This window comes from Amycolatopsis sp. NPDC114505, from assembly GCF_055633615.1.
In genome coordinates this window covers 1347279-1371190 of record NZ_JBVKDV010000001.1, presented here as the reverse complement: position 1 = coordinate 1371190, position 23912 = coordinate 1347279, and the positions used below count along the sequence as shown (strand labels likewise).

Below are 23912 nucleotides of genomic sequence, written 5' to 3'. Positions count from 1 at the left end.
GCGCTGGGGGTAGGGACGAGCAGGGCTGCAGACCTGTTCGTCTCTATGTACGGCCATCCGGCGGAACCTCGGCGACACGCCTAGCCGTCTATGGCGGAATATCGGGCTCGCGCTAGATACGTCGATAACTTGGCAGAGTGGACCCCATCCGCAACCCCTTCGCACCGGGCGCCGGGCAACGGCCGCCCGAGCTGGCCGGGCGCGAGCGTGAGCTCAAGGCGTTCGAAGTGGTGCTCGAACGGGTCGCGCGGGGGAGACCCGAACGCAGTCTCGTCCTGACCGGGCTGCGCGGGGTCGGCAAGACCGTGCTCCTCGGGGAGCTGCGCGCGATGGCCGTGCGGCACAAGTGGGGCGCCGGGAAGATCGAGGCGCGGCCGGACGCCGAGCTGCGGCGGCCGCTGTCCGCCGCGCTGCACCGGGCCATCCGGGACCTCGCCGTGCGGCACCGCGCGCCGGACCGGGTCGAAGAGGTGCTCGGCGTGCTGAAAGCGTTTGCGCTGCGGGCCAACAAGGCCGACGCGAAACTGCGCGACCGCTGGCAGCCGGGCATCGACGTACCCGCCGCGCAGGGGCGCGCGGACTCCGGGGACATCGAGATCGACCTCGTCGAGCTGTTCACCGACGTCGCCGAGCTGGCCGCGGACGTCGGGACCGGCGTCGCGGTGTTCATCGACGAGATTCAGGACCTCCAGCCCGACGACGTCTCCGCGCTCTGCGCGGCCTGCCACGAGCTGTCGCAGTCCGGGGCGCCGCTGGTCGTCGTCGGCGCCGGGCTGCCGCACGTACCCGCCGTGCTCTCGGCGTCCAAGTCGTATTCCGAACGGCTCTTCCGCTACGCGCGCATCGACCGGCTCGAGCGCGAGGACGCCGACTTCGCCGTGATGGCGCCGATCGAACGCGAGGACGCCGGCATCGAGCCGGAAGCCCTCGACGCGCTCTTCGACGCCTCCGGTGGCTACCCGTACTTCATCCAGGCCTACGGCAAGGCGGCCTGGGACGCGGCGCCGTCCGACCCGATCACGGTCAAGGACGTCCAGGTCGCGGCGCCCGAGGCGGAGTCGGAGCTGGCGGTCGGCTTCTTCGGCTCGCGCTACGAACGCGCGACGCCCGCCGAGCGGGAGTACCTGCAGGCGATGGCCGAGCTGACCCAGGGGCGCGACGAACCGGCCGGCACCGCCGACGTCGCCGTGTTCCTCGGGCGCAAGCCGTCGTCGTTGTCGCCGGCTCGCGACAGCCTGATGAAGAAGGGCCTCGTCTACTCCGCCGAGCGGGGCCAGATCGCCTTCACCGTGCCGCACTTCGGCCACTACCTGCTCGGCCGCGACTGACTCTCACGGTCGCTAGCCAAATATCGGAAAATCTCTAGATCTTCTTAGAAGCCCCTACGCGGGTTGCTTCATCGTGACCGCCGACACCCGGATTCATCCGGCTGTATGCCTCATTCGCCGATGATTCATCGGTGAGTGCCGCAGGTCACCGGATATTCGTTGGAATCTTTGTGAAAAAAGGTGCATACTAGAGGCACAAGCCACCAAGACCCTCCGAAGGGGATGCAGAAACCGATGAACAACATCGCCGCCAAGCTCCGTGCTCGTCGCGCCGAGGCTCGCACTCGCCGGTCGCTGAACCGTGCGATCGACACCGCCGCCACCGCGACGGTCCGTCAGGAACTCATCGCGATCGCGCAGGCTCGCTCGGGCTACATGCGCTGACCCTTCTTCACCCCTTGGCGGTCGCCCATTCGAGTGACCTATGCCACAAAGGGCTGAAGATGTAACGCCGCCCCAAGGGGCGTCGATACCCCCTACGACCCCGTGATGCTGGCGGACCCCCGACCTGGCAGCATCGCGGGGTTTCCCATGTCCGGGGTCCGGAAATCCATTTGCCCGCGCCGGCTCCGGCAGTATTCTTTGACTTCGTCAACGAGTTTGTTGAGGTGGTCAATGAACAACGCTCAGACGGCCGACCGGGTGGCCGCGGTCCGCGCTTTCAACCGGCTCTACACCGGGGTCATCGGCGTGCTCGACGAAGGACCGGCGGACGCCGAGTACTCGCTGCCGGAAGCCCGCGTGCTCTTCGAGCTCGCCCACCAGGACCCGCTGCCGGTGACCGACCTGCGCAAGCGCCTCGACCTCGACGCCGGCTACGCCAGCAGGCTGCTCGCCCGCCTCGAGTCCCGCGGGCTGATCTCGCGCGAACGCTCCGATGAGGACGCCCGCCGCCAGCTGGTGCGGCCGACGGCGGCGGGCCGCGACGCGTACGACCTCCTCAACCGCCGGTCCACCGAGCAGATCGGCGGGCTGCTGCGGCGCTTCGCCGACGAAGACCAGCAGCGCCTGCTGGCCGCGATGCGCACGATCGGCGACCTGGTCGGCGACCGCCGGCGCGACCCGGTGCTCGTACTGCGTCCGCCACGACCGGGTGACCTCGGATGGGTGGTGGAACGGCACGGCGCGCTCTACGGCCGGGAGTACGGCTTCACCGACCGGTTCGAGGGTCTGGTCGCCCGCATCGTCGCCGACTTCGTCGAGACCCGCGACGACCCGGGGCAGGCGTTCTGGATCGCCGAGCTCGACGGCGAGCGCGTCGGCGGCATCGCGTGCACCCGCGGGCCGGACGCGGACACGGCGAAGCTGCGACTGCTGCTGCTCGAACCGTCGGCCCGCGGCCACGGCGTCGGCAAGCGGCTGGTCGCCGAGTGCGTTTCCTTCGCGAAGGCGCACGGCTACCGCGGGATGGAGCTGTCGACGGTCTCGATCCTGACCGCGGCGCGCTCGATCTACCGCGCGGCCGGGTTCGAGCTGGCCGGCGAAGCGGATTTCGACGACTGGGGCCCGAAGCTGACCGACGAGACCTGGCGCCTGGAGTTCTAGCGCGGCGTGCGGCCGAGCAGGTAGAACTCCGGGTTCGGGCGCAACGCGGTCAGGTGCGCGAGCCGGTTCGACATCGCGAACAACGCCGTGATCGCGCCGACGTCCCAGATCTCGTCGTCGGTGAGGCCGGCGTCGCGCGCGGCTTCGATGTCGCCTTCGCCGAACAGCGCGGAGTCCTGGGCGAGAGCGAGCGCGAGGTCGACGATGGCGCGGCCGCGTTCGTCCAGCTCCACCTGCCACGGGTTGCTCGACACGCGGTCGGCCAGCTCGGGGTCCTTGGCGCGGATGCGCAGGATGGCCCCGTGCGCGACGACACAGTAGGTGCAGTGGTTGGCCCCGGACGTCGCGACGACGACCAGCTCGCGTTCCGCTTTGGACAAGCCGCCGGAGCGTTCCATGAGGGCGTCGTGGTAGTCGAGGAACGCGCGCAGCTCGGCGGGCCGGTGGCCGAGCGCGCGGAAGATGTTCGGGGTGAACCCGGACTTCTCCGCGATCACGCCGACGCGCTCGCGGAGGTCGTCGGGCAGGTCTTCGAGTTCCACCACCGGAAACCGGCTCACGTCGCTCATTCCTTCACGCTAGCCGTGTCGATTCCGTGGCGCCTCGTTCGTCTAAGGGCCATTCTCAGCGGAGACGAAGGAGCCGACATGCCGACATTCGCCGCGTTCATGGTGTTCCCGCCGGAGCCGGCCGAGCCGGACCCGGACCTGGTCGCGAGCGGGATCGACCGGTACCTGGCCTGGCAGGAGGAGCTGCGGGCCGCCGGGCGGCTGGTGACCGCGGCCGGGCTGGCGCCGGACTCGAAGGTGGTGCACGCGGGCACCGTCCTGAACGGGCCGTTCACGGAGTCGAGCGAGGTGATCGCCGGCTACATCGTCGTTCGAGCCGAGAGCCTCGACGAAGCGGCGAAGCTGTTTCTCAAGCACCCGATCGCCGAGGACGGGATCGGCCGGTTCGTGCTGCACGAGATCGCGCTGACCGACCAGGACGCCCGCGAAGCCCACCTGCGATGACGACGGCCGGGGTGGTCGAGCGGCTGTTCCGGCACAGCACCGGACCGATCCTCGCCACCCTGACCCGGGCGCTCGGACCGGACCGGCTGGACCTGGCGGAAGACTGCCTGGCCGACGCGCTGGAACTCGCGTTGCGCACCTGGCCGGTCTCCGGCGTACCGGCCAACCCCCGCGGCTGGCTCTTCCGCGTCGCCCGCAACCGGGCGCTCGACGCCGTGCGCCGCGAGAAGACGTTGCGCGCGAAGCTTCCCCTGCTGACCGGGGACGTACCGGAGGCCGACGACGGCGAACTGGCGTTGATGTTCCGGTGCTGCCACCCCGCGCTGCCGCGCGCCTCCCAAGTCGCGTTGACGCTGAAGATCGTAGGCGGACTCGGCGTTCGAGAGATCGCTCCGGCGTTGCTGGCGAAGGAATCCGCGGTCGCGCAACGACTCGTGCGCGCGAAGAAGTGGTTCCGTGAGTCCGGCGAAGCGGTCGAAGTGCCGGAGCCGCTGGAGGCACGCTTGGACGGTGTGCTCGACGTGCTCTACCTGCTGTTCAACGAGGGCTACCAGGCCACGACCGGCGAGCTGGTGGTGCGCCGTGAGCTGTGCGCCGAGGCGATCCGGCTGACCCGGCTGCTGACCACCGACGCGCGGACCGACCTGCCGCGCGTCGGCGCGTTGCTCGCGCTGCAGCTGCTGCAGGCCAGCCGGCTGCCGGCGCGCGACGAGCTGCTGCCGATCGGCGAACAGGACCGGAGCCGGTGGGACGCCGCACTCGTGTGGGAAGGGGCGCAGGTCTTCGAGCGGTCCTGCGCGGGGCCCGCACTGTCGGCGTTCCACGTCGAAGCGGCCATCGCGTTGTGCCACACCGCGCCGGTGCCGGATCGGCGGCGGATCCTGGCGCTCTACGACGATCTGCTGCTCGTACGGCCGTCCGTGGTCGTGCGGCTCAACCGGGCGATCGCACTCGCCGAGGTCGACGGGCCCCGGGCCGGCATCGCCGAGGTGGAAGCGCTGAGGACCGATCTCGCCGGGCACCTGCCGTGGTCCGCCGCGCTGGGGACGTTGTACCTGCGGGCCGGTGACTCCGATGAGGCCGCGCGGCACTACCGGCGAGCGCTCGACCTGCCGTGTTCCGGGCCGCAGCGAGCTTTCCTCGAGCGACGCCTGGCCGCGTGCGGCTGATCCCTGGTTGGCTGGTCCCGTGACGGACTACGTCGACTGGTACTGCGAACGCGTCGGGCCCGGGCTCTGGGGTGAGCCGCTCAACAGTCTCAGCAACCTTGCTTTTCTCGTCGCCGCCGTGCTGGTGTGGCGGCTGGCCGCGGGGGACCGCGTCGGGCGGTTGCTGGCCGTGCTCATCGGGCTGGTTTTCGCCGGCAGCACCGTTTTCCACCTGCTCGCGACGCGCTGGGCCGGGGTCGCGGACTCGGTCAGCATCCTCGCGTTCGTGCTGGTGTACGCCGTGTTGTTCGCGCGCGTCTTCTACGGCTGGCGCTGGGCCTGGCTCGCTGCGCCCGCGTTTCTCGCGCTCACCGTCGTGACCGCGTTGCTGGGCGGTGGGCTGTACCTGTCCGCGTTGATCGGGCTCGGGATCTTCGCCGCGCTGCTGGCCTTCGAGCGCGACGCCTACTGGACGCACTTCGCCGTCGCGGGCGCGGTCATCGCGCTCTCGTTGAGCCTGCGCACGCTCGACCGGGACGTGTGCGACTACGTCCCGGCCGGCACGCACTTCCTCTGGCACCTGCTCAACGGGCTGGTGCTCTACCTCGTCTCACGGACGATGATCGCCCGTCTCCGTCCTTAGTGGACACCGATGGGGCGCAGGTCCTTGTCGTTCTCGTCGGCGTGGTAGTCCTCGGCGTTGGTGTCGTCGGTGCCGTTGAACACCTTCATCTGGCGCGCGATCACCGTGACGATCGCCGCGACCACCAGGTTGGCGATCAGGGCGACGAAGCCGACGTAGATCTGGACCTGGGAGCCCGCGAACGGGTGCCAGCCGAAGATCGACATGTTGCCCATGGCCAGCGCCGAACCGCCGAAGTGCTGCTTGCCGTTGGCGGGGTTGGGGATGCCGTACAGCATGATCAGGCCCCAGCCGATGCCGACGACCCAGCCCGCGATCAGGCCCCAGCGGTGGAACCAGCGCGTGTACAGCGCGAGTGCCACGGCCGGCAGCGTCTGGAGGATCAGCACGCCGCCGATGAGCTGGAGGTCGATCGAGAACTGCGGGTCGATCAGGATGATCACGGCCACCGCGCCGAGCTTCACGACCAGCGAAGCCAGCTTCGCCTGCTTCGCTTCTTCCTGCGGTGTCGCGTTCTTGCGGATGTACTCCTTGTAGATGTTGCGGGTCCACAGGTTGGCCGCGGCGATCGACATGATCGCGGCGGGCACCAGCGCGCCGATGCCGATCGCGGCGAACGCGATGCCGGCGAACCACGACGAGAACTGGCTGTCGAACAGCACCGGGACGATCGTGTTGCCGTCCGCCTTGCCGGTGGCCGCGTTCGTCAGCGGCTTGATGCCCGCCGTGATCGCCACGTACCCGAGCAGCGCCAGCAGGCCCAGCACCAGCGAGTACGCCGGCAGCGCGACCATGTTCCGCTTGATGACGCTCCGGCCGCGCGAGGCCAGCACGCTGGTCAGCGAGTGCGGGTAGAGGAACAGCGCCAGTGCCGAACCCAGCGCCAGCGTCGCGTACTGCAGCTGGTTGTTGGCGGTCAGCAGGATCGACCCGGCCGGCTTGCCGGTGGCCGGGCTCGGCGTGCCGAGCTTCTTCGCCGCCGTGTCGAAGATGTGCGACCAGCCGCCCAGCTTCGAGGGCAGGTAGATGATCGCCACGAGGATGACGATGTAGATCAGGATGTCCTTGACGAACGCGATCAGCGCCGGCGCCCGCAGGCCGGACTGGTACGTGTAGAACGCCAGGATCACGAAGGCGACCAGCAGCGGCAGGTGCCCGACGATGCCGGAGCCGTTGATGCCCATCGTCCGCAGGACGGCTTCGAGGCCGACCAGCTGCAGCGCGATGTACGGCATGGTCGCGACGATGCCGGTGATCGCCACCAGCAGCGCGAGGATCGGGGAGCCGAAGCGCCCGCGCACGAAGTCGGCCGGGGTGACGTAGCCGCGGACCCGCGACACCGACCACATCCGCAGCGCCGGGAGCAGCACGATCGGGTAGACGACGATCGTGTACGGCAGCGCGTACAGGCCGAGCGCGCCGGCGCTGAACACCAGCGCGGGCACCGCGACGAACGTGTACGCCGTGTAGAGGTCGCCGCCGAGCAGGAACCACGTGATCCACGAGCCGAACTTGCGGCCGCCGAGGCCCCATTCGTCCAGGTGGTCGAGCGTGCTCCCGCGCTGCCAGCGCGAGGCCATGAACCCGAGGACGGTGACCAGCGCGAACAAGATCGTGAAGATGATCAGCTCGGGCCACTGCAGGTTGCTCATCGAGCGTCCCCCTCGTCCAGGTCGTCAACGCTCAGCTTGTCCGGCGCGCCACCGGTCTTCTTCTCCCGCGTCATCATGTAGACGATCCAGGTGCTGAGCACCCCGACCGCGACGAAGAGGAACTGGAACCAGTAGAAGAACGGCATCCCGAACAGCCGCGGACCGTCCATGTTGAACAGTGGCGTGACCAGGACCAGCAGCGGGACGATCAGGAGCAGGTTCCACGGACTGAACCGCAGCCCGCGCACCTTTCCGTCGTGCTTTTCAGTCGACATCGACCTCACCTAACACTCCCGTAACCGACCGCCTGACCTTAGAACTTCGGTGACGGCCCGTCACGTCTGTCCGATATCGATTTGATCGCCGCGGACCTCGTTGCCGACCAACGTCGGTTGCCCCGGCCCCACCCGGCCTATATCAATAGCCGGACTCCGCACGCGAAACCCGATAAGGGGCAACTTCATGTCACGACTCCGCTACGCGGTGGTGATCCCGGCGATCGCCGGCACGCTGCTGGCCGGGTTCACGCCCGCCTTCGCGGGCCAGGAGGTCGCGGCCGCCAAGCAGCCGCTGAACTCCACGAACATCCCGGCGCAGTACGCCAGCCAGAAGCTCGACTGGCACAAGTGCGCGGTCCCCTCCGAGCTGCCGACGGCCCCGCCCGCGGGCGCCGAGGACATGGAGTGCGCGACCTACAAGACGCCGCGCAACTGGTACCAGGCGAACGCCCAGATCGACCTGACCATCGCGGTCAGCCGGCTGAAGGCGACCAAGGACGCGACCGCCAGCGTCGTCACCAACCCCGGCGGCCCGGGTGCGCCCGGCCGCAACTTCCCGGCCCGGCTGCGCAACCAGCCGAAGCTGCGGGAGCACCAGGAGATCGTCGGGTTCGACCCGCGCGGCACCGGCAAGAGCACGAACATCACGTGCGGCGGGGCCATCGGCACCGGCTCGGACCTGGACCCGCGTGACCGCGACCGCCAGAACCTGAACCTGATCGTCCAGGCGACGAAGTACGCGGCGCTGTCCTGCCAGCAGAAGTCCGGCGAGCTGGGCCCGCTGATCAACACCGACCAGACGGTCAAGGACATCGACCTGCTGCGCGTGCTGCTCGGCCGCGACAAGATCAACTGGGTCGGCTACTCGGCGGGCACCTGGATGGGCGCGCACTACGCCCAGGCCTACCCCACGCGCACCGGCCGGTTCGTGCTCGACTCCTCGACGGAGTTCACGACGACCTGGCAGAAGTCGTTCGACTGGCAGCCGCTCGGCTTCGAGCGCCGCTGGCGGCAGGACTTCCTCCCTTGGATGGCGAAGTACGACAAGCTCTACCACTTCGGCACCAGCGGTGAAGCCGCTCGCCAGACCTACGAGCAGGTCCGCTACGCCCTGACCCAGGGCGCGGTCACCCTGCCCGACGGCTCGTCCGTGTCGGCCAACGGCCTGGACGCCTTCATCGCGTCGTCGATCTACTCGAAGCGCTCCTTCCCGGGCCTGGCGGACTACCTGGTCAGCGTCCGCACGCTGACCCAGGGCACCGCGTCGGCGCAGGCCAAGACGTCGGCCGCGCAGAAGGTCAAGGCCGCCGACAAGAGCACCGACACCTCCGGCGCGCAGCCGCTGATGGTGCCGACCGACGGTGACTCGTACGACGCGTCGTTCTGGACCATCCCCTGCAACGAGGGTCCGTGGACCGGCACGACGAACAGCGCGATCAAGGACTCGCAGAAGCTGATCGACAAGCAGCAGCCGCTGCTGGGCGCGGGCTGGTTCATCCAGCCGTGCCTGTTCTGGAAGAAGACCCCGGCGCCGCTGCCCGTGCTGGACGGCAAGGGTGTCCCGCCGGTGCTGATCGTCGAGTCGGAGCACGACCCGGCGACCCCGATCGAGGGCGCGCGGCGCGCGCACAAGGCGTTCGCGAACTCGCGGATGCTGACGATCACCGGCGAGGGTGACCACGGGATCTACGCCGGCGGCAACGCGGGTGTGGACAAGGTCGTGGAGGCCTACCTGGTCGACGGCGTCGTGCCGAACGACCAGAACCTGCCGGGTGTGGCACTTCCGGTGCCTCCGGGCGCCTGACACCACAAGGGCTAGTGGGGCCCCGTCGGACTTCGGTCCGGCGGGGCCTTTTCCACACCTGTGCACAGAGTTATCCACAGGCGGTGGACAACTCGGGTCGTACTAGAATCCCTCTCATGGTGCGGGTACCGCTGACGGACGAAGAGCGCGAACGGGGCGAACGCCTCGGCCAGGCGCTGCGGGCGGCCCGGGCCGGCCGGAGCATGGTCGACGTCGCCGGCGAGGCCGGGATCTCGGTCGAGACGCTGCGGAAGATCGAGACCGGGCGAATCCCCACGCCGGCTTTCTTCACGGTCGCGGCCATCGCGGACGCCGTGGGGCTGCCGCTGGAGGAGCTGCGGGCGGCTGTCGTCTCCGCGGGGTCGCCGCCGCTGTCGCAGGCCAGCTAGCGCCCTGGTCATGCACTGGCACCTCACCGAGGACGTCGACGACTTCCTGGCCCGGGCCGGCGGCTTCCTGCGCTCGCGTCCCGCCCTGCACACCTCGCAGCTGACCGGGATCGAGAAGCTGCGGACCCACGGGGAGAAGGGCACCCTCTTCGGCCGGCTCGAGCAGGACGGCGAGGTCCGCGCGATCTGCTACCGCCCTCCTTCACAACGCCTGATCGTCACCGCGGTCTCGGCCGAGCAGGCCGGCGGCCTCGCCGCTCACGTGGCCGGCCTCGGCCACGTCCTGCGCGGTGTCACCGCCGAACGCGACTCCGCCGGCGCTTTCGCCGAGGCGTGGCACCGGCACACCGGCGTGACGTCGGTGCCCGGGGTGCGGGTCCGGCTCCACCGGCTCGGCACGCTCGCCCCGCCGGAGCCGGTCCCGGCGGGCCGGGGACGCCCGCTCGGGCCGCCGGATCGCGAGGACGTCATCCGCTGGTGCACCGAGTTCGCCGCCGCCGTCGGGGAGACCGTGGGTTCCTGGGCCGGCTCGCGCTTCGCCGACAAGCACTTCACGTTCTGGGAGACCGAAGGCCCGGTCGCCATGGCGGGCTCGACCCCGATGATCGCCGGCATGGTCCGGGTCGATCCCGTCTTCACCCCGGCCCGCTTCCGGGGCCACGGTTACGCGGGCGCCGTGACGGCCGAGGTGAGCCGGGCCGCGCTGGCCGCCGGGGCGACCGACGTGGTGCTCTACACCGACCCCGCCAACGTCACCAGCAACGCCCTCTACCGGCGGCTCGGCTATGTCCCGATCGCCGACTTCACCGGGTACGACTTCTCCTAGACCGGGCGAAGCTGGTTCAGGATGTGCTCGCGGTCGTTGAGGAACGCGCACGCCGCGACCGGCAGGTCGTAGCTGTTCAGGAGCTTCTCGAAGTCGGAGAACTCGTCCGCCGAGAACCCGAAGCCGACCTTGACGGCGTGGGCCGCCAGCACGTCGGCCAGCTCCTCCCACTCGCCGGCCCACAGCAGGGTCCGGTAGTGCGTGTACGCCTCCGGGGACAGGCGGTCCGCGAGGCTCGTCAGCAGGCTGTCGGCGAAGAAGCTGATCCGGTTCTCCGCCAGGTCCGCCACCGTCGGGTTCGCCGGGTCGCGGGCCGCGTCGGGGTTGCGGATCACCCCCGGACCCGCCACCGGGTACGCCGTGTGGACCTGGCCGTTCTCCTCGACCAGCACGATCACGTGGACGTTGAACCGCTCGCCCGCGCAGCGCCAGCGGCCGTTCAGCTGCTGCCACCGGGCTTCGCTCGGGTCGTTCGCCACGTCCTTGACCACCGAGATGATGTGCTCGTTGCTCCAGCCGGGCGGGAACTCGCTGGTCGCCCTCCGCCCGACGCCCGGTGCGTGTCCGCCGCCCACGGGTGCTCCCTTCGTCGCAACGAGCGTAGGTCAAATGGCGGCGGAGAGCACCACGATCCCGATGACGAGCAGGTCGAGACCCCGGAAGAGCTGCCGGGTCAGGTTGGCCGGCATCGGCCCCATGGGGGTGTCGACGAAGCCCGGGTTGGCGTAGTCGACGCCCGTCCGCGTGACCGTGCGCAGGATCGACAGCACCGCCAGCGGCACCGCCAGCCACGCGCCCACGGCGAACGACGTCCCGGCCGCGAAGGTCACCGCGGCCAGCACGCCCGCCCAGACCAGGCCGGCGACGGCGAGCACCACGCCGTGGGCCAGCACCAGCTCCCGGTTCGACGACCCCAGCCAGCGGCGACGGCCCGGGTTGCGCCACAGCTCGCCGAGCCCGGCGCCGAACGGCGTCAGCGCCACGTACGCGCCGAGACCGGTCAGGACCGCGCCCGGCATGGTCGGCAACGCGATGTGCGCGACGACCACCGCGAAGCCCACCAGCACCGCCGCGCCCGCGTAGCGCGACCGGCCGAGCGTGCCCGCCCAGGCCAGCCGCACCGGCGTCGGGCGGCGCACGGAGATCCGCCCGATCGGCGCGGAGGGCGGGAGCAGCATCATCGGGTCGAGGAACGTGACGGCGACCGAGCGCAGCACCCGGCCGTCCCACCCGGCGAGCAGCGCGGACCGGCCCGCACGCGGCACCGGCTCGCCGCCGAACGCCAGCGGCAGCGCCGCGACCAGCACACCGGCCGCGACGAACTGGACGGTCACCGGGCCGAGGCCGAGTGCGGCGATCACCAGCCCGAGCACCGCGAGCACCAGCGGGCCGAACGCGTCGAACCGCAACGACGTCCGCCGCGCCGAAGCGAACGCGACCACCGCGGTCGCGGCGACGACGGCGAGGCCCGCGCGCCACTGGTCGAGCCCGGCCCCGCCGACGGCGAGCATCAGCGCGGCCAGGTAGCCGGTCACCGCCACCGCGCCGGTCCAGGCGCCGAGCAGCCGCAGCGTGACGACGCGGCCGCGGTCCACCGGCGCGAAGTCGAGCCAGGTCAGCTCCGCCGGCTCGACCCACACGAACCCGCGTCGCAGCAGGCCGCGCCAGGCCACCGCGCAGCAGAGCGTGAGCAGCCCGAGCACGGCCGGGAAGTCCACGTGGGACGAGCCGTAGACGGCCAGCCGCCAGGCGTCGACGTGGAAGAACGCCGTGAAGAGGAACCCGAAGCCGAACAAGAAGACGAAGGAAGCCGTGTCGCCGCTGAAGATCCCGCCGAACCGCTTGCGACCCGGGATCCGCATCCGTCGCGGCGCTAGTGTCACCACAGTTCGAGCACGCTGTCCGCGGCTTCGAGCAGCGGCGGGTGGTGCGTGGCCACCACGACCGCCGCGCCGGCCGCCGTCGACCGGGCGATCACCTCGACCAGCCACTCCTTGCCCGCGGTGTCGAGCGCGCGCTCCGGCTCGTCGAGCAGCAGCACCCGGTGCGGGCGCGCGGTGACGCCGAGCAGCAGCAACCGGCGGCGCTGGCCCGCGGAGAAGTGCCCGGACGTCACGCGCATGCGTTCGCCGAGGCCCGCGTCGCGCAGCAGCTCCTCGTGGTCGCCGAGGTCGGCGCCGAAGGACCCGGACAGGAGCTCGAGGTGCTGCAGCGGGGTCAGCTCGGCGAAGAAGTCGGAGTCGTCGAACAGCACGGACACCTTGCGGCGGAACTCGACGTCCCGCTCGTCCGGCACCTTGCCCGCCACGAGCACGCGCCCCCGCTGCGGCTTCTGCATCCCGTAGAAGCAGCGCATCAGGGTCGACTTGCCGACGCCGTTGGGCCCGACGATCGCGGCGCACTCGCCGGGGTCGACGGAGAAGTCCAGGTCGTCGAACAGCCACAGGTCGCCGGCCCGGACGCCGATGCCCTTCGCGTCGATCATCGGAGTGCTTCGAGCACCGGGGCGAACTGCTCCATGTTCGGCTCCAGGACGGTGTAGTAGGTCAGGCCGTACCGCTCGCGGTGCGCGTGGAGCTGCTCGGCGACCGCGGTGGGCGAGCCGATCAGCGCCGTCGGCAGCTCGGCGAGCTGCTCGACGCTCAGCACGCCCTGCGTCAGCTTCGCCAGCTCTTCGAGCGCCCCCGCGCGGTCGTCGGTGATGTGCACGAAGTGGCAGAGCAGGTTGAACTCGGCTTCGCGACCACCGAGCTTCGACCGGACGAACTTGACGCGCTCCTCGATGTCCTCGGCGCTCGCCGGGATCGGGGCACCGCCGTCCGGGAACTTCGCGGTGCCGGTGAACCCGATGATGTCGGCGTGTTCGGCCGCGAGGGTCAGGATCCGGTCGCCGCGGCCGGCGAGCAGCAGCGGCGGCCCTTCGGGACGCACCGGCCCCGGCTTGTGCTCCGGATCGGCATACAGCCGCTTGAGTTCGAGGATCGTCCGCTCGAGGTGGTCGACGCGCTCGCGTGCGGACGGGAACGGCATCCCGGCCGCTTCGAACTCCTCCTTGACGTACCCCGCGCCGAGCCCCAGCTCCAGCCGGCCTTCGGTGAACTGGTCGGTGCCCGTGACGTCGCGCGCGAGCAGCACCGGGTTGTAGAAGGGCGAGTTGAGCACGAAGGTGTTGAGCTTGACGCGCGAGGTGACCTCGCCGGCGAGCACGAGCGCCGGGAACGGCGGCGCCATGCCGAGGTGGTCGGCCGCGGACAGCACGTCGTAGCCGAGGTCCTCGACCTTGCGGCACTTCTCGACCCACGCGGCACGGCTGTCCGGCACGACCATGTTGACGCCGAAGCGGAATTCCCCAGTCATGCGACCAACGTACTCACCGGAGCTTTTCGATCACCGGGGCCAGCCTGGTCAGGTCGTCTTCGAGCACCGTGAAGTAGCTGACGCCGAGGGTCTCGCGGGTGCGCAGCACCTGCTCGGCCACGGCTTCCGCCGAGCCGGCGAGGACCGTGGCCAGCGCGCCGAGCTCGTCGACGCCGAGGTGCGGCACGAGCCGGTGTGCCGTCTCCAGGGCCGCCCGCCGGTCGTCGGTGATCCGGACGAAGTGGACCATCAGGTTCAGCTCGGCGTCCCGGCCGCCGAGCACCCGCTTGACGAAGCCGGCGCGCTCGGCCAGCGCGGTGGCATCAGCGAGGGCGAGCCGCCCCTCGGACGCGCCGGGCGCCGTACCGGTGAGGGCGATGGTGTCGGCGTGCGCGGCGGCGAAGGTCAGCATCCGGTCGCCCCGGCCGCCGAGCAGCAGCGGCGGCCGCGGGCGGCCGGTGAACACGCGCTCGATTTCGGTGACCACGTCGACGACCCGCGTGAACCGGCGGCCGGGCGTGCCCCAGTCGATCCCGGCGGCTTCGAACTCCGCGCGGACGTACCCGGCGCCGATCCCGATCTCGAGGCGACCGCCGGTGAAGTCGTCGAGCCCGGCGAGGTCGCGGGCCAGCAGCACCGGGTTGTGGAAGCTCGCGTTGAGGACGTAGGTGTTCAGCCGGATCCGCTCGGTCGCCTCGGCGGCGAGGAGCAGGGCGGGCACCGGCGCGACCCGCCCGAGGTGGTCGACGACACCGACGACGTCGTAGCCGAGTTCCTCGGCCTTGCGGCACTTCTCCACCCACTCGGCTCGCGAGCCGGGAACGTACAGCGCCACCCCGAAGCGGAACGGTCTCATGGACCCGAAAGTACAGAAGGGGACGTCCCGAGGGACGTCCCCTTCTGCTCAGTGAGACTCAGCCGAGGCGCTGGGCCAGCGCGTCGAGCTCGTCACGCAGCGAGGTCGGGACCTCGCCGATCTTCTGGAACCACTCCTCGATGAGCGGCAGCTCCTCGCGCCACTCCTCGGGCTTGACGTCCAGGGCGGCCTGGATGTCCTCGATCGGCTCGGTCAGGCCCTCGGTGTCGAGGTCCTCGGCCCGCGGCACGAAGCCGACCGGCGTCTCGACGGCGTTGCCCTTGCCCTCGACGCGCTCGACGACCCACTTGAGGATCCGCGAGTTCTCGCCGAAGCCCGGCCACAGGAAGCGGCCGTCGTCACCGCGGCGGAACCAGTTGACGTAGAAGATCTTCGGCAGCTTGTTCGCGTCGGCGTTCTTGCCCAGGTTCAGCCAGTGCTTGAAGTAGTCACCGGCGTGGTAGCCGAGGAACGGCAGCATCGCCATCGGGTCGCGGCGCACGTTGCCGACCGCGCCGGCCGCGGCCGCCGTGGTCTCCGACGACATCGTGGCGCCCATGAAGACGCCGTGCTGCCAGTCGCGGGCCTCGTTCACCAGCGGCACCGTGGTCTTGCGACGGCCGCCGAAGAGGATCGCCGAGATCGGCACGCCCTTCGGGTCGTCCCACTCGTCGGCGAGGATCGGGCACTGCGACATCGGCGTGCAGTAGCGCGAGTTCGGGTGGGCGGCCTTCTCGTCGGAGTCGGGCGTCCAGTCCTGGCCCTTCCACGACGTGGCGTGGGCCGGCTTGTTCTCCATGCCCTCCCACCAGATGTCGCCGTCGTCGGTCAGGGCGACGTTCGTGAAGACCGTGTTGCCCTTCTCGATCGTGCGCATCGCGTTCGGGTTGGTGTGCCAGTCGGTGCCCGGCGCGACGCCGAAGAAGCCGAACTCGGGGTTGACCGCGTACAGGCGGCCGTCCTCGCCGAAGCGCATCCACGCGATGTCGTCACCGAGGGTCTCGGCGCGCCAGCCCGGGATGGTCGGCTGCAGCATCGCGAGGTTGGTCTTGCCGCAGGCGCTCGGGAACGCGGCCGCGACGTAGTGGACCTTGTCCTCGGGCGAGATCAGCTTGAGGATCAGCATGTGCTCGGCGAGCCAGCCCTCGTCGCGGGCCATCACCGAGGCGATGCGCAGCGAGTAGCACTTCTTGCCCAGCAGCGAGTTGCCGCCGTAACCCGATCCGTAGCTCCAGATCGCGCGCTCTTCGGGGAAGTGCGAAATGTACTTCGTCGTGTTGCAGGGCCAGGAAACGTCCTTCTCGCCCGGCTCGAGCGGGTGTCCGACGGAGTGCAGCGCCGGCACGAATTCACGCTCGCTGCCATCCGGCGCGACGAACTTGTCGAGGGCCGCCTTGCCCGCGCGGGTCATCACGCGCATCGAAGCGACAACGTAGGCGAAATCGGTGATTTCGATACCCAGCTTGGGATTCTCGTCGGCGAGGGGACCCATGCAGAAGGGGATGACGTACATCGTGCGACCGCGCATCGAGCCCCGGAAGAGCTCGGTCATGGTCGCCTTCATCTCGCCCGGGTCCATCCAGTTGTTGGTGGGACCGGCGTCCTCGGGACGCTCCGAACAGATGAAGGTCCGGTCTTCGACGCGGGCGACGTCGTTGGGGTCGGAAGTGGCCCAGAAGGAGTTGGGCTTCGACTTGAGCTGCACGAACGTCCCGGCCTCGACCAGCTCCTGGTTGATCCGGGCGGCTTCTTCGTCTGACCCGTCGACCCACACCACGCGGTCCGGGGTGGTCAGTTCGGCGACCTCCCGGACGAAGGACAGCACGCCGGTGTGCGTCGTCGGCGCGGTGTCCAGTCCGGGGATGGCGACTGCGGTCATCTCTACTCCTGACTTCCGACGACAAATGAGCCCGCACCGGGAACGACGCTGTTCCGGTGCGGGCTTCATTGCCTGCGGCCGAATGGCTTCGCACACCGGCTGACGACCGGTGTGCGGGGTTTTGGGATTCTTCGAGAGTAACCGCATGACCAGCAGGTAACCGAGAGCTGACGTGTACGTTCTCTCACAAGACCGATAAGGGAATCGATTCAGATGGCGGATTTTCTTTTGTTGAAGACATGAAGAAAGCCCGAGGCCGAAGCCTCGGGCTTTCAAACTGTGACCTGGCTAACTTTCAGTTGGGGGAGATCCACTGCCCGGTGCCGGAGTCGATCCGCGCGACGCCTTCGAGGGTCTGCGTGCCGGCCGCGCCCCACGCCGCGTCGTCGGCCGGGTCGCCGAGCTGCTCGCCGCTGCCGGAGTCCAGCAGTCCACTCGAGACCTCGGTCCACTGGCCGGGCCCGCTGTGCTCGAACGTCGTGGTCGTCCCGTCCGCGTCGGTCTGCACCGCGATGTCCGCTTCGCCGTCGCCGTCCTTGTCGGTGAAGGCGATCGTGCCGCCGCTCTTCGTCTCGACGATGGCGGTGTCGTTGTGCCCGTCGTGGTCGGTGTCGATCGTCGCGGCGCCCGCGTCGACCTCGCCGTCCGGCATGTCCGCGTGGATGTGGCCGCCGGAGGTGTCGTCGTGGCCGCTCGTGCCGGAGTCGTCGTGGCCGCCCCCGGAGGCCTCGACCCATTCACCGCTGGCCTCGTCGTAGACGGCCTGCTCGACGACGTGCCCGGTCTCGTCCAGCACGGCGTACTGGTCGGCCTCACCATCGTGGTTCGTGTCGATGAAGGCCTGGGAGGTGCCGTCGTCGTGTTCGACGATCGCGGTGTCGTTGACGCCGTCCTCGTTCACGTCGTAGTTGACCTCGGCCTGGTACTCCTGGCCGTCGACGTGGACGGTCATCGCCTCGCTGCCGCTGGCACCGGTGTCGCTGCCGCCGCTCTCGTCGACCCACATGGGAACTGCCCCCTTTGAACCGGGTAACGCCGTCTCTGACCTGCTGTCGGAGGGTATGACTCACCGTAGGCCCGTTCGGTTCCGCTCCACAACCGGACGGGCGATCAGGCCGTCTTGTCCCGCAGTGCCCGGATCCGCGTCAGGAAGCTTTCGGCCCGCTCACGGCCGTCGCTGACCTCTTTGAGCCGCTTCGAGACGACCGCGATCTTCTTGGCACGTTCCTGGGCGCCCATCTTGATCGTCTTGTCGACTTCCTTCAGCTCGCCCTCGATCGCGTCGATGCGCCGGCCCAGCGCTTCGTCCAGTGCCATCGACAGCTGCTGCTCGGCCTCGATGAGCTGCTCGGCGACGAGCTGGTCGAGCGTCGAACGCGCGTCCGCGATGGCTTCGACCAGCCACTGCTTCATGTGCTGCTTGTCGGCCGCGTGCTTGCGCGTGCGGGCCATCCACCAGCCGGCGCCGAGGCCGATGATGATCGTCGCGGGCAGCACGACGGGGTTGAGGATCGCGACGCCGGCCAGCGGCAGCGCGGCCACCTTGCCGGCGCCGACGCCCCCGGAGATGCCCATGAACACGAGCAGCTTGTCCTCGGCCGTCGGCGGCTTCTTGTCCGGCGGGCGCAGCACCACCGGCGGGCCGCCGGCCCGGGCGAACTGCGCGCGGATGACGTCGAGCTCCTCGGCGGAGAACAGCTCCGACAGCGAGACGTTGGTAACCTGGTTCAGGCGCTGGGAGAGCAGCATCGAGATCCGCTGCGACGTCGTCTGCAGCGCGATGTCCGCCTGCTGCGGCAACGCGGCGAGTGCGTCGCGCTTCGCCGCGTCGATCAGCTGGCGGAAGTGGGTCTGCGCGTCCCGCATCTGCCTGCTGCTTTCGTGCAGGACCTCGACGCGCGTGCGCTGCACCTCGCCACGCAGCTTCAGCTGCCAGCCACGGGTCGACGTCCGGCGTTCGGCCTGCAGCTGGTCACGGCGTTCGCGCAGCAGCTCGGCCTCGGCCTCGCCCGCGGACAACGCCCGGCTTTCGGCCTGCAGCTTCGCCTTCAGCTCACCCAGCGCACTGGAGAGCGCGCGCAGCGTGTTCGCCTCGCCGAGCATGGCCGAGCGGCCGACGAGCAGCTCCTGCAGCGCCATCTGCACCGCGGCGACGCCGGACTTCTCCCGCAGCATCGCGGCCATCTGCTCGTTGGGCGCCTTCGCCGCCGTCTCGAACATCCGCGCCGACACCGGGTGGAACACCGAGTCGGCGAAGCGGGGGGCGTGCTCGCGCAGCAGCTGCTGGTCGGCCGCCATGACCTCGCGCCAGCCGCGGAACATGTCCACCTTGGTCAGCGCGAACACCACGGTCTCGACGCGCTCGCCGACGTCGCGCAGGAACTGCAGCTCGGTCGAGGTGAACGGCGCCGACGCGTCGACGACGAACAGCAGCGCGGTCGCGCCCGCGGCGGCTTCCTTGGCCAGCTCGCCGTGCATCGAGTCGAGCCCGCCGACGCCGGGGGTGTCGACCAGCGAAAGGCGTTCGAGCAGCGGCACCGGCCCGGTGACCTCGACGTACCGCGGCGGGATCTGGCCGGCCGGCAGCTCGTGCGCGGCGGAGACCCAGTTGATCAGCTGGCCGAGGTCGATCGGCACGGACGCGAGCTGGCCGGGGTAGCAGGCCTGCGCGCCCCACGCGTCGGCGTGGTCGAACACCAGGTAGGTCGCGGTGGCGACGTCGGCGTCCACAGGGGACAGTCCCGGCGTCGCGAGCAGCGCGTTGACCAGGGAGCTCTTGCCGCGGTTCGTCTCCCCGACGACCACGACGGCCGGCTTCTTCGGCCGGGCCGCGCGGACCTGGTCGACCCACTTGGCGGCAGCCGGGTCGGCGTCGCGGACGACGGTCAGCAGCTGGTCTCGCGCCGCCGCGACCTGCGAGGGCAGGCTCGGCGCGGTGGGTGCGCTCACGGGGTCTTCTTCGCGTAGACGATGACGATCGGGGCGCGCAGCAGGCGGTCGTGGTCGGCGAACCCGGTGACCTCGGTTTCGGCGACGACGCCGTCGAGCGCCGGGTCTTCGGTCGGGACCGCGCCGCCGGCCTCGTGGCGGGCCGGGTCGAACCGCTCGCCGTCGGGCCGGAGGGCCTGGACGCCGATGGCGGCGAGGCCCGCTTCGAGGCGTTCGACGACGCCGCCGCTGCGGGCCCGGTCCAGCGCGTAGAGGCACATCTGGATCAGTGCCTGGCGATCCGCGAGGGCGCGCTCGAGATCGGTCACCTGTTGCAAGGGGTGCACATCGGTTTCCGACGCTGGGGCTCCGTCGCCGGTTCCCTTCTCGGCGTCGGCCTGCTTGATGATCTCGGCGATGCTCACCGCCGCGATCTGGCCGGTGGGGGTGTCGTCCGGATCGACGGATCCGTCCTTGCGAAACCACGCCATGAGCACCACCCCGTCCCGGTTGCGCCAGATTCCACCAGTTTGGCGGACTCAGCCGCCATCCGGGGCCGAAACGGGACGAAGGAACCGGACCAGGATCGTCCGGAGGATCGCTTGTTCCGCCGGGAGATCGAGGTCCGGGTCGAGGGCGGCCCGCGAGATCATCGCGTCGATCAGCCCGGCGACCCAGCCGGCGGCCGCGCGCGGGGCGACGCCGGGGTCGATCAGGCCGGCGGCGGCCGCCCGCTCGACCAGCGCGGCCAGGCCGTCGCGGAGGGCACCGTCGTTGCGCCGGACCAGCTCGGCGAACTCGTCGTCGCGGGCGGCCTGCGCCGCGGCCTCCAGGACCAGCCGGACGACGGCCGGGTGCGCGACCTGGCCGGCCAGGTCGGTGACGACGTCGAGCAGCGCGGCCCACGGGTCGTCGGCCTTCGCCGCGGTTTCGAGGCGCGCGGCCGTCTCGACGGCGTCGTCGGTGAAGATCGCCGTGAACACCGCGCGCTTGTTGGGGAAGTAGTGGAAGAGGCTGCCGGAGCTGATGCCCGCCGCCCGGCAGATGTCCGCCGTCGTCGTCCGCTCGAAGCCCTTCCCGGCGAAGCAGCCGGCGGCGGCGTCGACGATCGAGGCGCGCTTGGCCGCGTGCTTGGCCGGGTCGACCGTCCTCATCGCTCGACCGGCGGCTCGTCGCGCCAGGGGTAGCCGTGCTCGGCGAACGCGGGCGCCAGCTCGTCGTTGCGCAGGTCGGTCTTCTCGCGGGCGATCTCGCGGCCGTCGGTGGTGCGCAGGACGAGCTCCTTGCCGTCGAGGTAGACGGCTTCGAGGTCGGCCTCGATGCGCCGGGTCTTGTCGCCGCGGACCAGCGTGACCCGGGTCGGCGACACCGTGACGACCAGGCGCTCGACCGCCCAGACCACGGCGAACACCAGGCCCAGCACGAGACCGCCGGCCACCGCGGCGAGCGTCGCCCACGGTTGCGGCAGCTTCGTGAGCACCTTGAACACACCCTGGAACGGGAACGCGTCGAGGCCGCTGACCCAGGCGGCGATGGCCCAGACGCCCACGCCGAGCGCGCCACCGGCCAGCGGGCAGCCGATCCAGGACGCGGTGCGCAGCCACGACGGCTCGTCGACGGTCGTCTCCATGCCGTCCATTATTAGACCGCGTGCTCGGTTTACGAAAGCCGAGGCTCAGACCAGCTCGTCGATCACCCCGCGAAGCACGGCTTCGAGGCCGGGGCCGTCCTCGGCGAGCCGGGACGAGACGAGCAGCTGGTCGTCGGCCGTGCGCAGCCAGATCGACCCGGCCACGGAGATCTCGATGACGTTCAACCGGAACGGGTACGCGCGCCGCCCCAGCCTTACCTCCGCCTCGCGCACCAGCTGGCCGAGCCGCTCGCCCGCCACGATCTGGCGCCGGTAGAAGCCGGGCGCCCACGGCGTGCCGCCCGGGGATTCGCCCGCGCCGCGCAGGGCGGGCCCGCGCGCGTTGGCGAAGTGACGGGCCGCGGCCGGGCCGAAGACGTCGAGTGCCTGCCGCATCGCCGAACCCTGCGCGAGCGCCGGCCTGCCGTAGCGGGAGCGCGGGCTGCGCGGGTCGGGGTCTTCGCGGTTGCGGAGGAAGGCCAGGAGGTCGGTCCACCAGTCGGCCCACTGCGCCTGGACGGCCGCGCGGTCGACCCCGGCCGGGACGTGCACCGGGACCTGCGGCTCCACGGGCGGGAGCACCTGTCCTTCGGAAACGGACAGGGCCAGGGCGTCACGGATGTACAGCGCGACGTCGATCTCGTTCTCGCTGCTCCAGCCGGCTCGCCAGGATGTCGTGTTTTCTAGGCGCACGAGTCAACAGTACGCGGAAAAGCGCGCCTACCAGCGAGAGTCGGCAAGCAGAAACAAGCGTCAGGCTTCGCGCACCTGTTGCCAGATCAAGAAGTACGCCCGGTGCACGACGTGCGCGACGCGGCTCTGCGCGGGCGTCGCACCGAAGGACGCGAAGGACCGCCACCAGCCCGCGCGTTCGAGCGCGTGCGCGGCCAGCTCCGGCCGGGGCGCGCCGGGTTTGCCCAGCTGGGCACCGATGTCGGCGTTGCTGCCGACCCGCAGCACCTCCTCCGACAGGTCCTCCGGCATGTCGACCGCACCGGACGCGACCAGCGTCAACGCTTCGAGCAGCCGCAGCTGGTGGGCCTCGGGCTTGGCGAGCAGCACCTCGATGGCGTCGTGGACGCGCTGGCGTTCGCCCGGGTCGCCCGAGGCGTGGGCGAGCGCGGTGACCGACGCCAGTGCGGCGGCCGCCTTGATGCCGTCGGCGCGGGCGGCGAACACGATCGACAGCCGCTGCCGCACCGATTCCAGCCCGGACGCGTCGAGCAGCGAGCGCCGCAGCGCGCCCGCTGTGAGGTCCGGTTCCTTGCGGATGGCCTCGACGGCGTGGGAGATGCCGAACAGGTCGAGCTTCTCCAGCAGCCGCAACCGGGTGCCCGACGGGACGTCGCACTCCCAGCTGGTGAAGATATCGGCCGAGATCAGCATGGTCTGCAGGACGTCGTCGTCGAGGTCGGCGAGCTGCCGCAGCGCCTCGGCGTCGGCGGAGGTGAACCCGCCGGACTCGGCCGACTCGGCGATCAGCCCGATCACCGGCAGCACGTCGGCGACGCGCGGTTTCAACGTCGACGCCTGCTTCTCCGACAGGATCGTCGCGGCCTTCCAGACGTCGCCGCCGGAGCCTTCGACCGACTCCGGCGCGATGGTGTCGGCCTTGTTCAGCACGGCGATGGCGTTGACCGGGCCGGCCTCGCGGCTCGCGGTGGCCGCGGTGAAGGCGGCGAGGGCCTGCTGGTCGTCGGCGCGGACGCCCTGGGTGACGACGTAGAGCACGGCCTCGGCGCCCGCGACGGCGTTGCGCGAGGTGTCGTCCAGCTCGTCGGAGCCTTCGTCGTCCTCTTCCTTGCGGTGCTTCGCGGCGCCCAGGAGCAGCTCGGTGCGAGACACCGAAGCGGCGTCGAGCGAGCCGAGGCCGGGGGTGTCGATCACCGTCATGCCCTGGAGGACGGCGTTGGTCAGGTACGCCTCGATGTGCGACACCGTGGTGATGTCGACGCCCAGCTCCGCCGGGATCATCCCGTCGGAGGCGAAGGGGAGCACCTGCTTGCGGCCGTCGGTGAAGACGATCTCGACGCGGTCGACCGTGCCGTACTGGAACCGGGTCACCAGCCGCGTGCACTCCCCGATGTCGGTGGGCGCGACCCGGCGCCCGATCAGCGCGTTGACCAGCGTGGACTTGCCCGACTTGATCCGCCCGGCGACGGCCACCTGCAGCGGCGCGCCGAGCCGGCGCAGCACCTCGGCGAACCCGGCCGCGGTGCGCGCGGAGACCTGCGACTGCAGGCGGTGACACAGGTTGGCCACCGACATCGACAGCGGACCCGCGAGCCGGCCCTGCTCCGGTGACGTCACGGCCCCCAGCCCTCCCGTCGTACGGACAACCCCGTGAATCGTCCCATGGTCGCCGGTCGGTCCGGTGCGGACGCCCCCGGTCACCGTCGCCGACCTCGGGGGCGGCCGGCTACGTCGAGGTCCGGAAAGGGGTGGTCGGCCGCCGGCCGCGGACCTGGTTCCGGCTGACCCGCGCCGGGCGCGAAGCGTTCCAGGCGCACGTCGGGTGGCTCCAGCGGGCCGCGCGGGTGCGCCCCGGCGAAGTGGCGCCGGCGCCGGGACCCTGACGGGCCCTCATCCGCAGGTCGCACCGAAGGTGGTACCGACGACCGACGCGCGTTCTCCGC

General features: G+C 70.6%; 26 protein-coding genes. 10 read left to right on the top strand and 16 right to left on the bottom strand.

Going from position 1 to position 23912, the window contains the following annotated elements:
• Window positions 1-137: 137 nt before the first annotated feature.
• The 3 genes from ACZ7OU_RS06935 to ACZ7OU_RS06925 all read left to right on the top strand — a co-directional run bounded on the left by ACZ7OU_RS06935 (window position 138) and on the right by ACZ7OU_RS06925 (window position 2873).
• Window positions 138-1328 (top strand): AAA family ATPase, encoded by a 1191-nt coding sequence (locus tag ACZ7OU_RS06935; protein WP_470240242.1) that lies wholly within the window; start codon window positions 138-140, stop codon window positions 1326-1328.
• Window positions 1329-1562: 234 nt separating this feature from the next.
• Window positions 1563-1712: a hypothetical protein gene (locus ACZ7OU_RS06930; protein ID WP_196425803.1), complete on the top strand. Its 150-nt coding sequence runs from the start codon at window positions 1563-1565 to the stop codon at window positions 1710-1712.
• Window positions 1713-1943: 231 nt separating this feature from the next.
• Window positions 1944-2873, top strand: a complete 930-nt coding sequence (locus ACZ7OU_RS06925; RefSeq protein WP_470254478.1) for a bifunctional helix-turn-helix transcriptional regulator/GNAT family N-acetyltransferase — start codon at window positions 1944-1946, stop codon at window positions 2871-2873.
• Here the strand turns inward: ACZ7OU_RS06925 and ACZ7OU_RS06920 are convergent.
• On the bottom strand, window positions 2870-3442 hold the full coding sequence (locus tag ACZ7OU_RS06920) for a peroxidase-related enzyme (protein ID WP_470254477.1): 573 nt from the start codon (window positions 3440-3442) through the stop codon (window positions 2870-2872). The genes ACZ7OU_RS06925 and ACZ7OU_RS06920 overlap by 4 nt on opposite strands.
• A gap of 78 nt (window positions 3443-3520) precedes the next feature.
• Between ACZ7OU_RS06920 and ACZ7OU_RS06915 the strand changes: the two genes are divergently transcribed.
• Genes ACZ7OU_RS06915 through ACZ7OU_RS06905 form a run of 3 tightly spaced genes read left to right on the top strand, consistent with a single transcriptional unit; the run spans window position 3521 to window position 5677 of the window.
• On the top strand, window positions 3521-3886 hold the full coding sequence (locus ACZ7OU_RS06915) for a YciI family protein (RefSeq protein ID WP_470254476.1): 366 nt from the start codon (window positions 3521-3523) through the stop codon (window positions 3884-3886).
• Window positions 3883-5055, top strand: coding sequence for an RNA polymerase sigma factor (locus tag ACZ7OU_RS06910; protein WP_470254475.1), 1173 nt, complete (start codon window positions 3883-3885; stop codon window positions 5053-5055). The genes ACZ7OU_RS06915 and ACZ7OU_RS06910 overlap by 4 nt, the downstream gene beginning before the upstream one ends.
• A 19-nt stretch (window positions 5056-5074) precedes the next feature.
• Window positions 5075-5677: a hypothetical protein gene (locus ACZ7OU_RS06905; RefSeq protein WP_470254474.1), complete on the top strand. Its 603-nt coding sequence runs from the start codon at window positions 5075-5077 to the stop codon at window positions 5675-5677.
• Here ACZ7OU_RS06905 and mctP read toward each other — a convergent pair.
• Both mctP and ACZ7OU_RS06895 read right to left on the bottom strand, forming a co-directional pair.
• Window positions 5674-7329, bottom strand: coding sequence for a monocarboxylate uptake permease MctP (gene mctP / locus ACZ7OU_RS06900; RefSeq protein ID WP_470240236.1), 1656 nt, complete (start codon window positions 7327-7329; stop codon window positions 5674-5676). The two genes, ACZ7OU_RS06905 and mctP, sit on opposite strands and share 4 nt — an antisense overlap.
• Entirely contained in the window at window positions 7326-7604 is a 279-nt protein-coding gene (locus tag ACZ7OU_RS06895; RefSeq protein WP_470240235.1) for a DUF3311 domain-containing protein, read from the bottom strand. The genes mctP and ACZ7OU_RS06895 overlap by 4 nt, the downstream gene beginning before the upstream one ends.
• 187 nt (window positions 7605-7791) lie before the next feature.
• Between ACZ7OU_RS06895 and ACZ7OU_RS06890 the strand changes: the two genes are divergently transcribed.
• From ACZ7OU_RS06890 to ACZ7OU_RS06880, 3 genes are all read left to right on the top strand, one after another.
• On the top strand, window positions 7792-9411 hold the full coding sequence (locus tag ACZ7OU_RS06890) for an alpha/beta hydrolase (RefSeq protein WP_470240234.1): 1620 nt from the start codon (window positions 7792-7794) through the stop codon (window positions 9409-9411).
• A 116-nt stretch (window positions 9412-9527) separates the two neighbouring features.
• Window positions 9528-9800 (top strand): helix-turn-helix domain-containing protein, encoded by a 273-nt coding sequence (locus ACZ7OU_RS06885; RefSeq protein ID WP_470240233.1) that lies wholly within the window; start codon window positions 9528-9530, stop codon window positions 9798-9800.
• 10 nt (window positions 9801-9810) lie between these two features.
• A complete protein-coding gene (locus ACZ7OU_RS06880; protein WP_470240232.1) occupies window positions 9811-10626 on the top strand; it encodes a GNAT family N-acetyltransferase in 816 nt (271 codons plus the stop codon).
• Here ACZ7OU_RS06880 and ACZ7OU_RS06875 read toward each other — a convergent pair.
• The 13 genes from ACZ7OU_RS06875 to ACZ7OU_RS06815 all read right to left on the bottom strand — a co-directional run bounded on the left by ACZ7OU_RS06875 (window position 10623) and on the right by ACZ7OU_RS06815 (window position 23544).
• Window positions 10623-11201 (bottom strand): EndoU domain-containing protein, encoded by a 579-nt coding sequence (locus tag ACZ7OU_RS06875; protein WP_470240231.1) that lies wholly within the window; start codon window positions 11199-11201, stop codon window positions 10623-10625. The genes ACZ7OU_RS06880 and ACZ7OU_RS06875 overlap by 4 nt on opposite strands.
• 30 nt (window positions 11202-11231) lie before the next feature.
• Window positions 11232-12512, bottom strand: coding sequence for a DUF6297 family protein (locus ACZ7OU_RS06870; protein ID WP_470254473.1), 1281 nt, complete (start codon window positions 12510-12512; stop codon window positions 11232-11234).
• Entirely contained in the window at window positions 12506-13111 is a 606-nt protein-coding gene (locus ACZ7OU_RS06865) for an ABC transporter ATP-binding protein (RefSeq protein ID WP_155548199.1), read from the bottom strand. Before ACZ7OU_RS06865 ends, ACZ7OU_RS06870 begins: the two co-directional genes overlap by 7 nt.
• Entirely contained in the window at window positions 13108-13983 is an 876-nt protein-coding gene (locus ACZ7OU_RS06860) for an LLM class F420-dependent oxidoreductase (protein ID WP_470254472.1), read from the bottom strand. Before ACZ7OU_RS06860 ends, ACZ7OU_RS06865 begins: the two co-directional genes overlap by 4 nt.
• A gap of 13 nt (window positions 13984-13996) precedes the next feature.
• Window positions 13997-14839 carry a TIGR03621 family F420-dependent LLM class oxidoreductase gene (locus ACZ7OU_RS06855; protein WP_470254471.1) on the bottom strand — a complete coding sequence of 281 codons (843 nt, stop codon included), beginning with the start codon at window positions 14837-14839 and terminating at the stop codon, window positions 13997-13999.
• 58 nt (window positions 14840-14897) lie between these two features.
• Entirely contained in the window at window positions 14898-16718 is a 1821-nt protein-coding gene (locus ACZ7OU_RS06850; protein ID WP_470240227.1) for a phosphoenolpyruvate carboxykinase (GTP), read from the bottom strand.
• 295 nt (window positions 16719-17013) lie between these two features.
• The gene (locus ACZ7OU_RS06845) at window positions 17014-17724 is read right to left on the bottom strand and encodes a hypothetical protein (protein ID WP_470240226.1); all 711 of its coding nucleotides are present in this window, start codon (window positions 17722-17724) and stop codon (window positions 17014-17016) included.
• Between the two features lie 104 nt (window positions 17725-17828).
• Window positions 17829-19667 carry a dynamin family protein gene (locus tag ACZ7OU_RS06840; RefSeq protein ID WP_470254470.1) on the bottom strand — a complete coding sequence of 613 codons (1839 nt, stop codon included), beginning with the start codon at window positions 19665-19667 and terminating at the stop codon, window positions 17829-17831.
• On the bottom strand, window positions 19664-20137 hold the full coding sequence (locus tag ACZ7OU_RS06835) for a nucleotide exchange factor GrpE (RefSeq protein WP_470240224.1): 474 nt from the start codon (window positions 20135-20137) through the stop codon (window positions 19664-19666). Before ACZ7OU_RS06835 ends, ACZ7OU_RS06840 begins: the two co-directional genes overlap by 4 nt.
• A 48-nt stretch (window positions 20138-20185) precedes the next feature.
• Window positions 20186-20800, bottom strand: a complete 615-nt coding sequence (locus ACZ7OU_RS06830) for a TetR/AcrR family transcriptional regulator (RefSeq protein WP_470254469.1) — start codon at window positions 20798-20800, stop codon at window positions 20186-20188.
• Window positions 20797-21276: a YqeB family protein gene (locus ACZ7OU_RS06825; protein ID WP_470254468.1), complete on the bottom strand. Its 480-nt coding sequence runs from the start codon at window positions 21274-21276 to the stop codon at window positions 20797-20799. The genes ACZ7OU_RS06830 and ACZ7OU_RS06825 overlap by 4 nt, the downstream gene beginning before the upstream one ends.
• 45 nt (window positions 21277-21321) lie before the next feature.
• Window positions 21322-21969, bottom strand: coding sequence for a hypothetical protein (locus tag ACZ7OU_RS06820; protein WP_470240221.1), 648 nt, complete (start codon window positions 21967-21969; stop codon window positions 21322-21324).
• 60 nt (window positions 21970-22029) lie between these two features.
• Complete coding sequence (locus tag ACZ7OU_RS06815; protein ID WP_470240794.1) at window positions 22030-23544, bottom strand: dynamin family protein; 1515 nt, start codon at window positions 23542-23544, stop codon at window positions 22030-22032.
• Window positions 23545-23576: 32 nt separating this feature from the next.
• Between ACZ7OU_RS06815 and ACZ7OU_RS06810 the strand changes: the two genes are divergently transcribed.
• Window positions 23577-23852, top strand: coding sequence for a transcriptional regulator (locus tag ACZ7OU_RS06810; protein ID WP_470254467.1), 276 nt, complete (start codon window positions 23577-23579; stop codon window positions 23850-23852).
• Window positions 23853-23912: the final 60 nt, after the last annotated feature.

What these genes read in the sequence shown, in the direction of transcription:
- ACZ7OU_RS06930 (WP_196425803.1), top strand. Translation starts at nt 1,563, where the DNA reads ATGAACAACATCGCCGCCAAGCTCCGTGCTCGTCGCGCCGAGGCTCGC.
- ACZ7OU_RS06925 (WP_470254478.1), top strand. Translation starts at nt 1,944, where the DNA reads ATGAACAACGCTCAGACGGCCGACCGGGTGGCCGCGGTCCGCGCTTTC.
- ACZ7OU_RS06920 (WP_470254477.1), bottom strand. Translation starts at nt 3,442, where the DNA reads ATGAGCGACGTGAGCCGGTTTCCGGTGGTGGAACTCGAAGACCTGCCC.
- ACZ7OU_RS06915 (WP_470254476.1), top strand. Translation starts at nt 3,521, where the DNA reads ATGCCGACATTCGCCGCGTTCATGGTGTTCCCGCCGGAGCCGGCCGAG.
- ACZ7OU_RS06910 (WP_470254475.1), top strand. Translation starts at nt 3,883, where the DNA reads ATGACGACGGCCGGGGTGGTCGAGCGGCTGTTCCGGCACAGCACCGGA.
- mctP (WP_470240236.1), bottom strand. Translation starts at nt 7,329, where the DNA reads ATGAGCAACCTGCAGTGGCCCGAGCTGATCATCTTCACGATCTTGTTC.
- ACZ7OU_RS06895 (WP_470240235.1), bottom strand. Translation starts at nt 7,604, where the DNA reads ATGTCGACTGAAAAGCACGACGGAAAGGTGCGCGGGCTGCGGTTCAGT.
- ACZ7OU_RS06890 (WP_470240234.1), top strand. Translation starts at nt 7,792, where the DNA reads ATGTCACGACTCCGCTACGCGGTGGTGATCCCGGCGATCGCCGGCACG.
- ACZ7OU_RS06885 (WP_470240233.1), top strand. Translation starts at nt 9,528, where the DNA reads ATGGTGCGGGTACCGCTGACGGACGAAGAGCGCGAACGGGGCGAACGC.
- ACZ7OU_RS06880 (WP_470240232.1), top strand. Translation starts at nt 9,811, where the DNA reads ATGCACTGGCACCTCACCGAGGACGTCGACGACTTCCTGGCCCGGGCC.
- ACZ7OU_RS06865 (WP_155548199.1), bottom strand. Translation starts at nt 13,111, where the DNA reads ATGATCGACGCGAAGGGCATCGGCGTCCGGGCCGGCGACCTGTGGCTG.
- ACZ7OU_RS06860 (WP_470254472.1), bottom strand. Translation starts at nt 13,983, where the DNA reads ATGACTGGGGAATTCCGCTTCGGCGTCAACATGGTCGTGCCGGACAGC.
- ACZ7OU_RS06855 (WP_470254471.1), bottom strand. Translation starts at nt 14,839, where the DNA reads ATGAGACCGTTCCGCTTCGGGGTGGCGCTGTACGTTCCCGGCTCGCGA.
- ACZ7OU_RS06850 (WP_470240227.1), bottom strand. Translation starts at nt 16,718, where the DNA reads ATGACCGCAGTCGCCATCCCCGGACTGGACACCGCGCCGACGACGCAC.
- ACZ7OU_RS06845 (WP_470240226.1), bottom strand. Translation starts at nt 17,724, where the DNA reads ATGTGGGTCGACGAGAGCGGCGGCAGCGACACCGGTGCCAGCGGCAGC.
- ACZ7OU_RS06835 (WP_470240224.1), bottom strand. Translation starts at nt 20,137, where the DNA reads ATGGCGTGGTTTCGCAAGGACGGATCCGTCGATCCGGACGACACCCCC.
- ACZ7OU_RS06830 (WP_470254469.1), bottom strand. Translation starts at nt 20,800, where the DNA reads ATGAGGACGGTCGACCCGGCCAAGCACGCGGCCAAGCGCGCCTCGATC.
- ACZ7OU_RS06825 (WP_470254468.1), bottom strand. Translation starts at nt 21,276, where the DNA reads ATGGAGACGACCGTCGACGAGCCGTCGTGGCTGCGCACCGCGTCCTGG.
- ACZ7OU_RS06815 (WP_470240794.1), bottom strand. Translation starts at nt 23,544, where the DNA reads ATGTCGGTGGCCAACCTGTGTCACCGCCTGCAGTCGCAGGTCTCCGCG.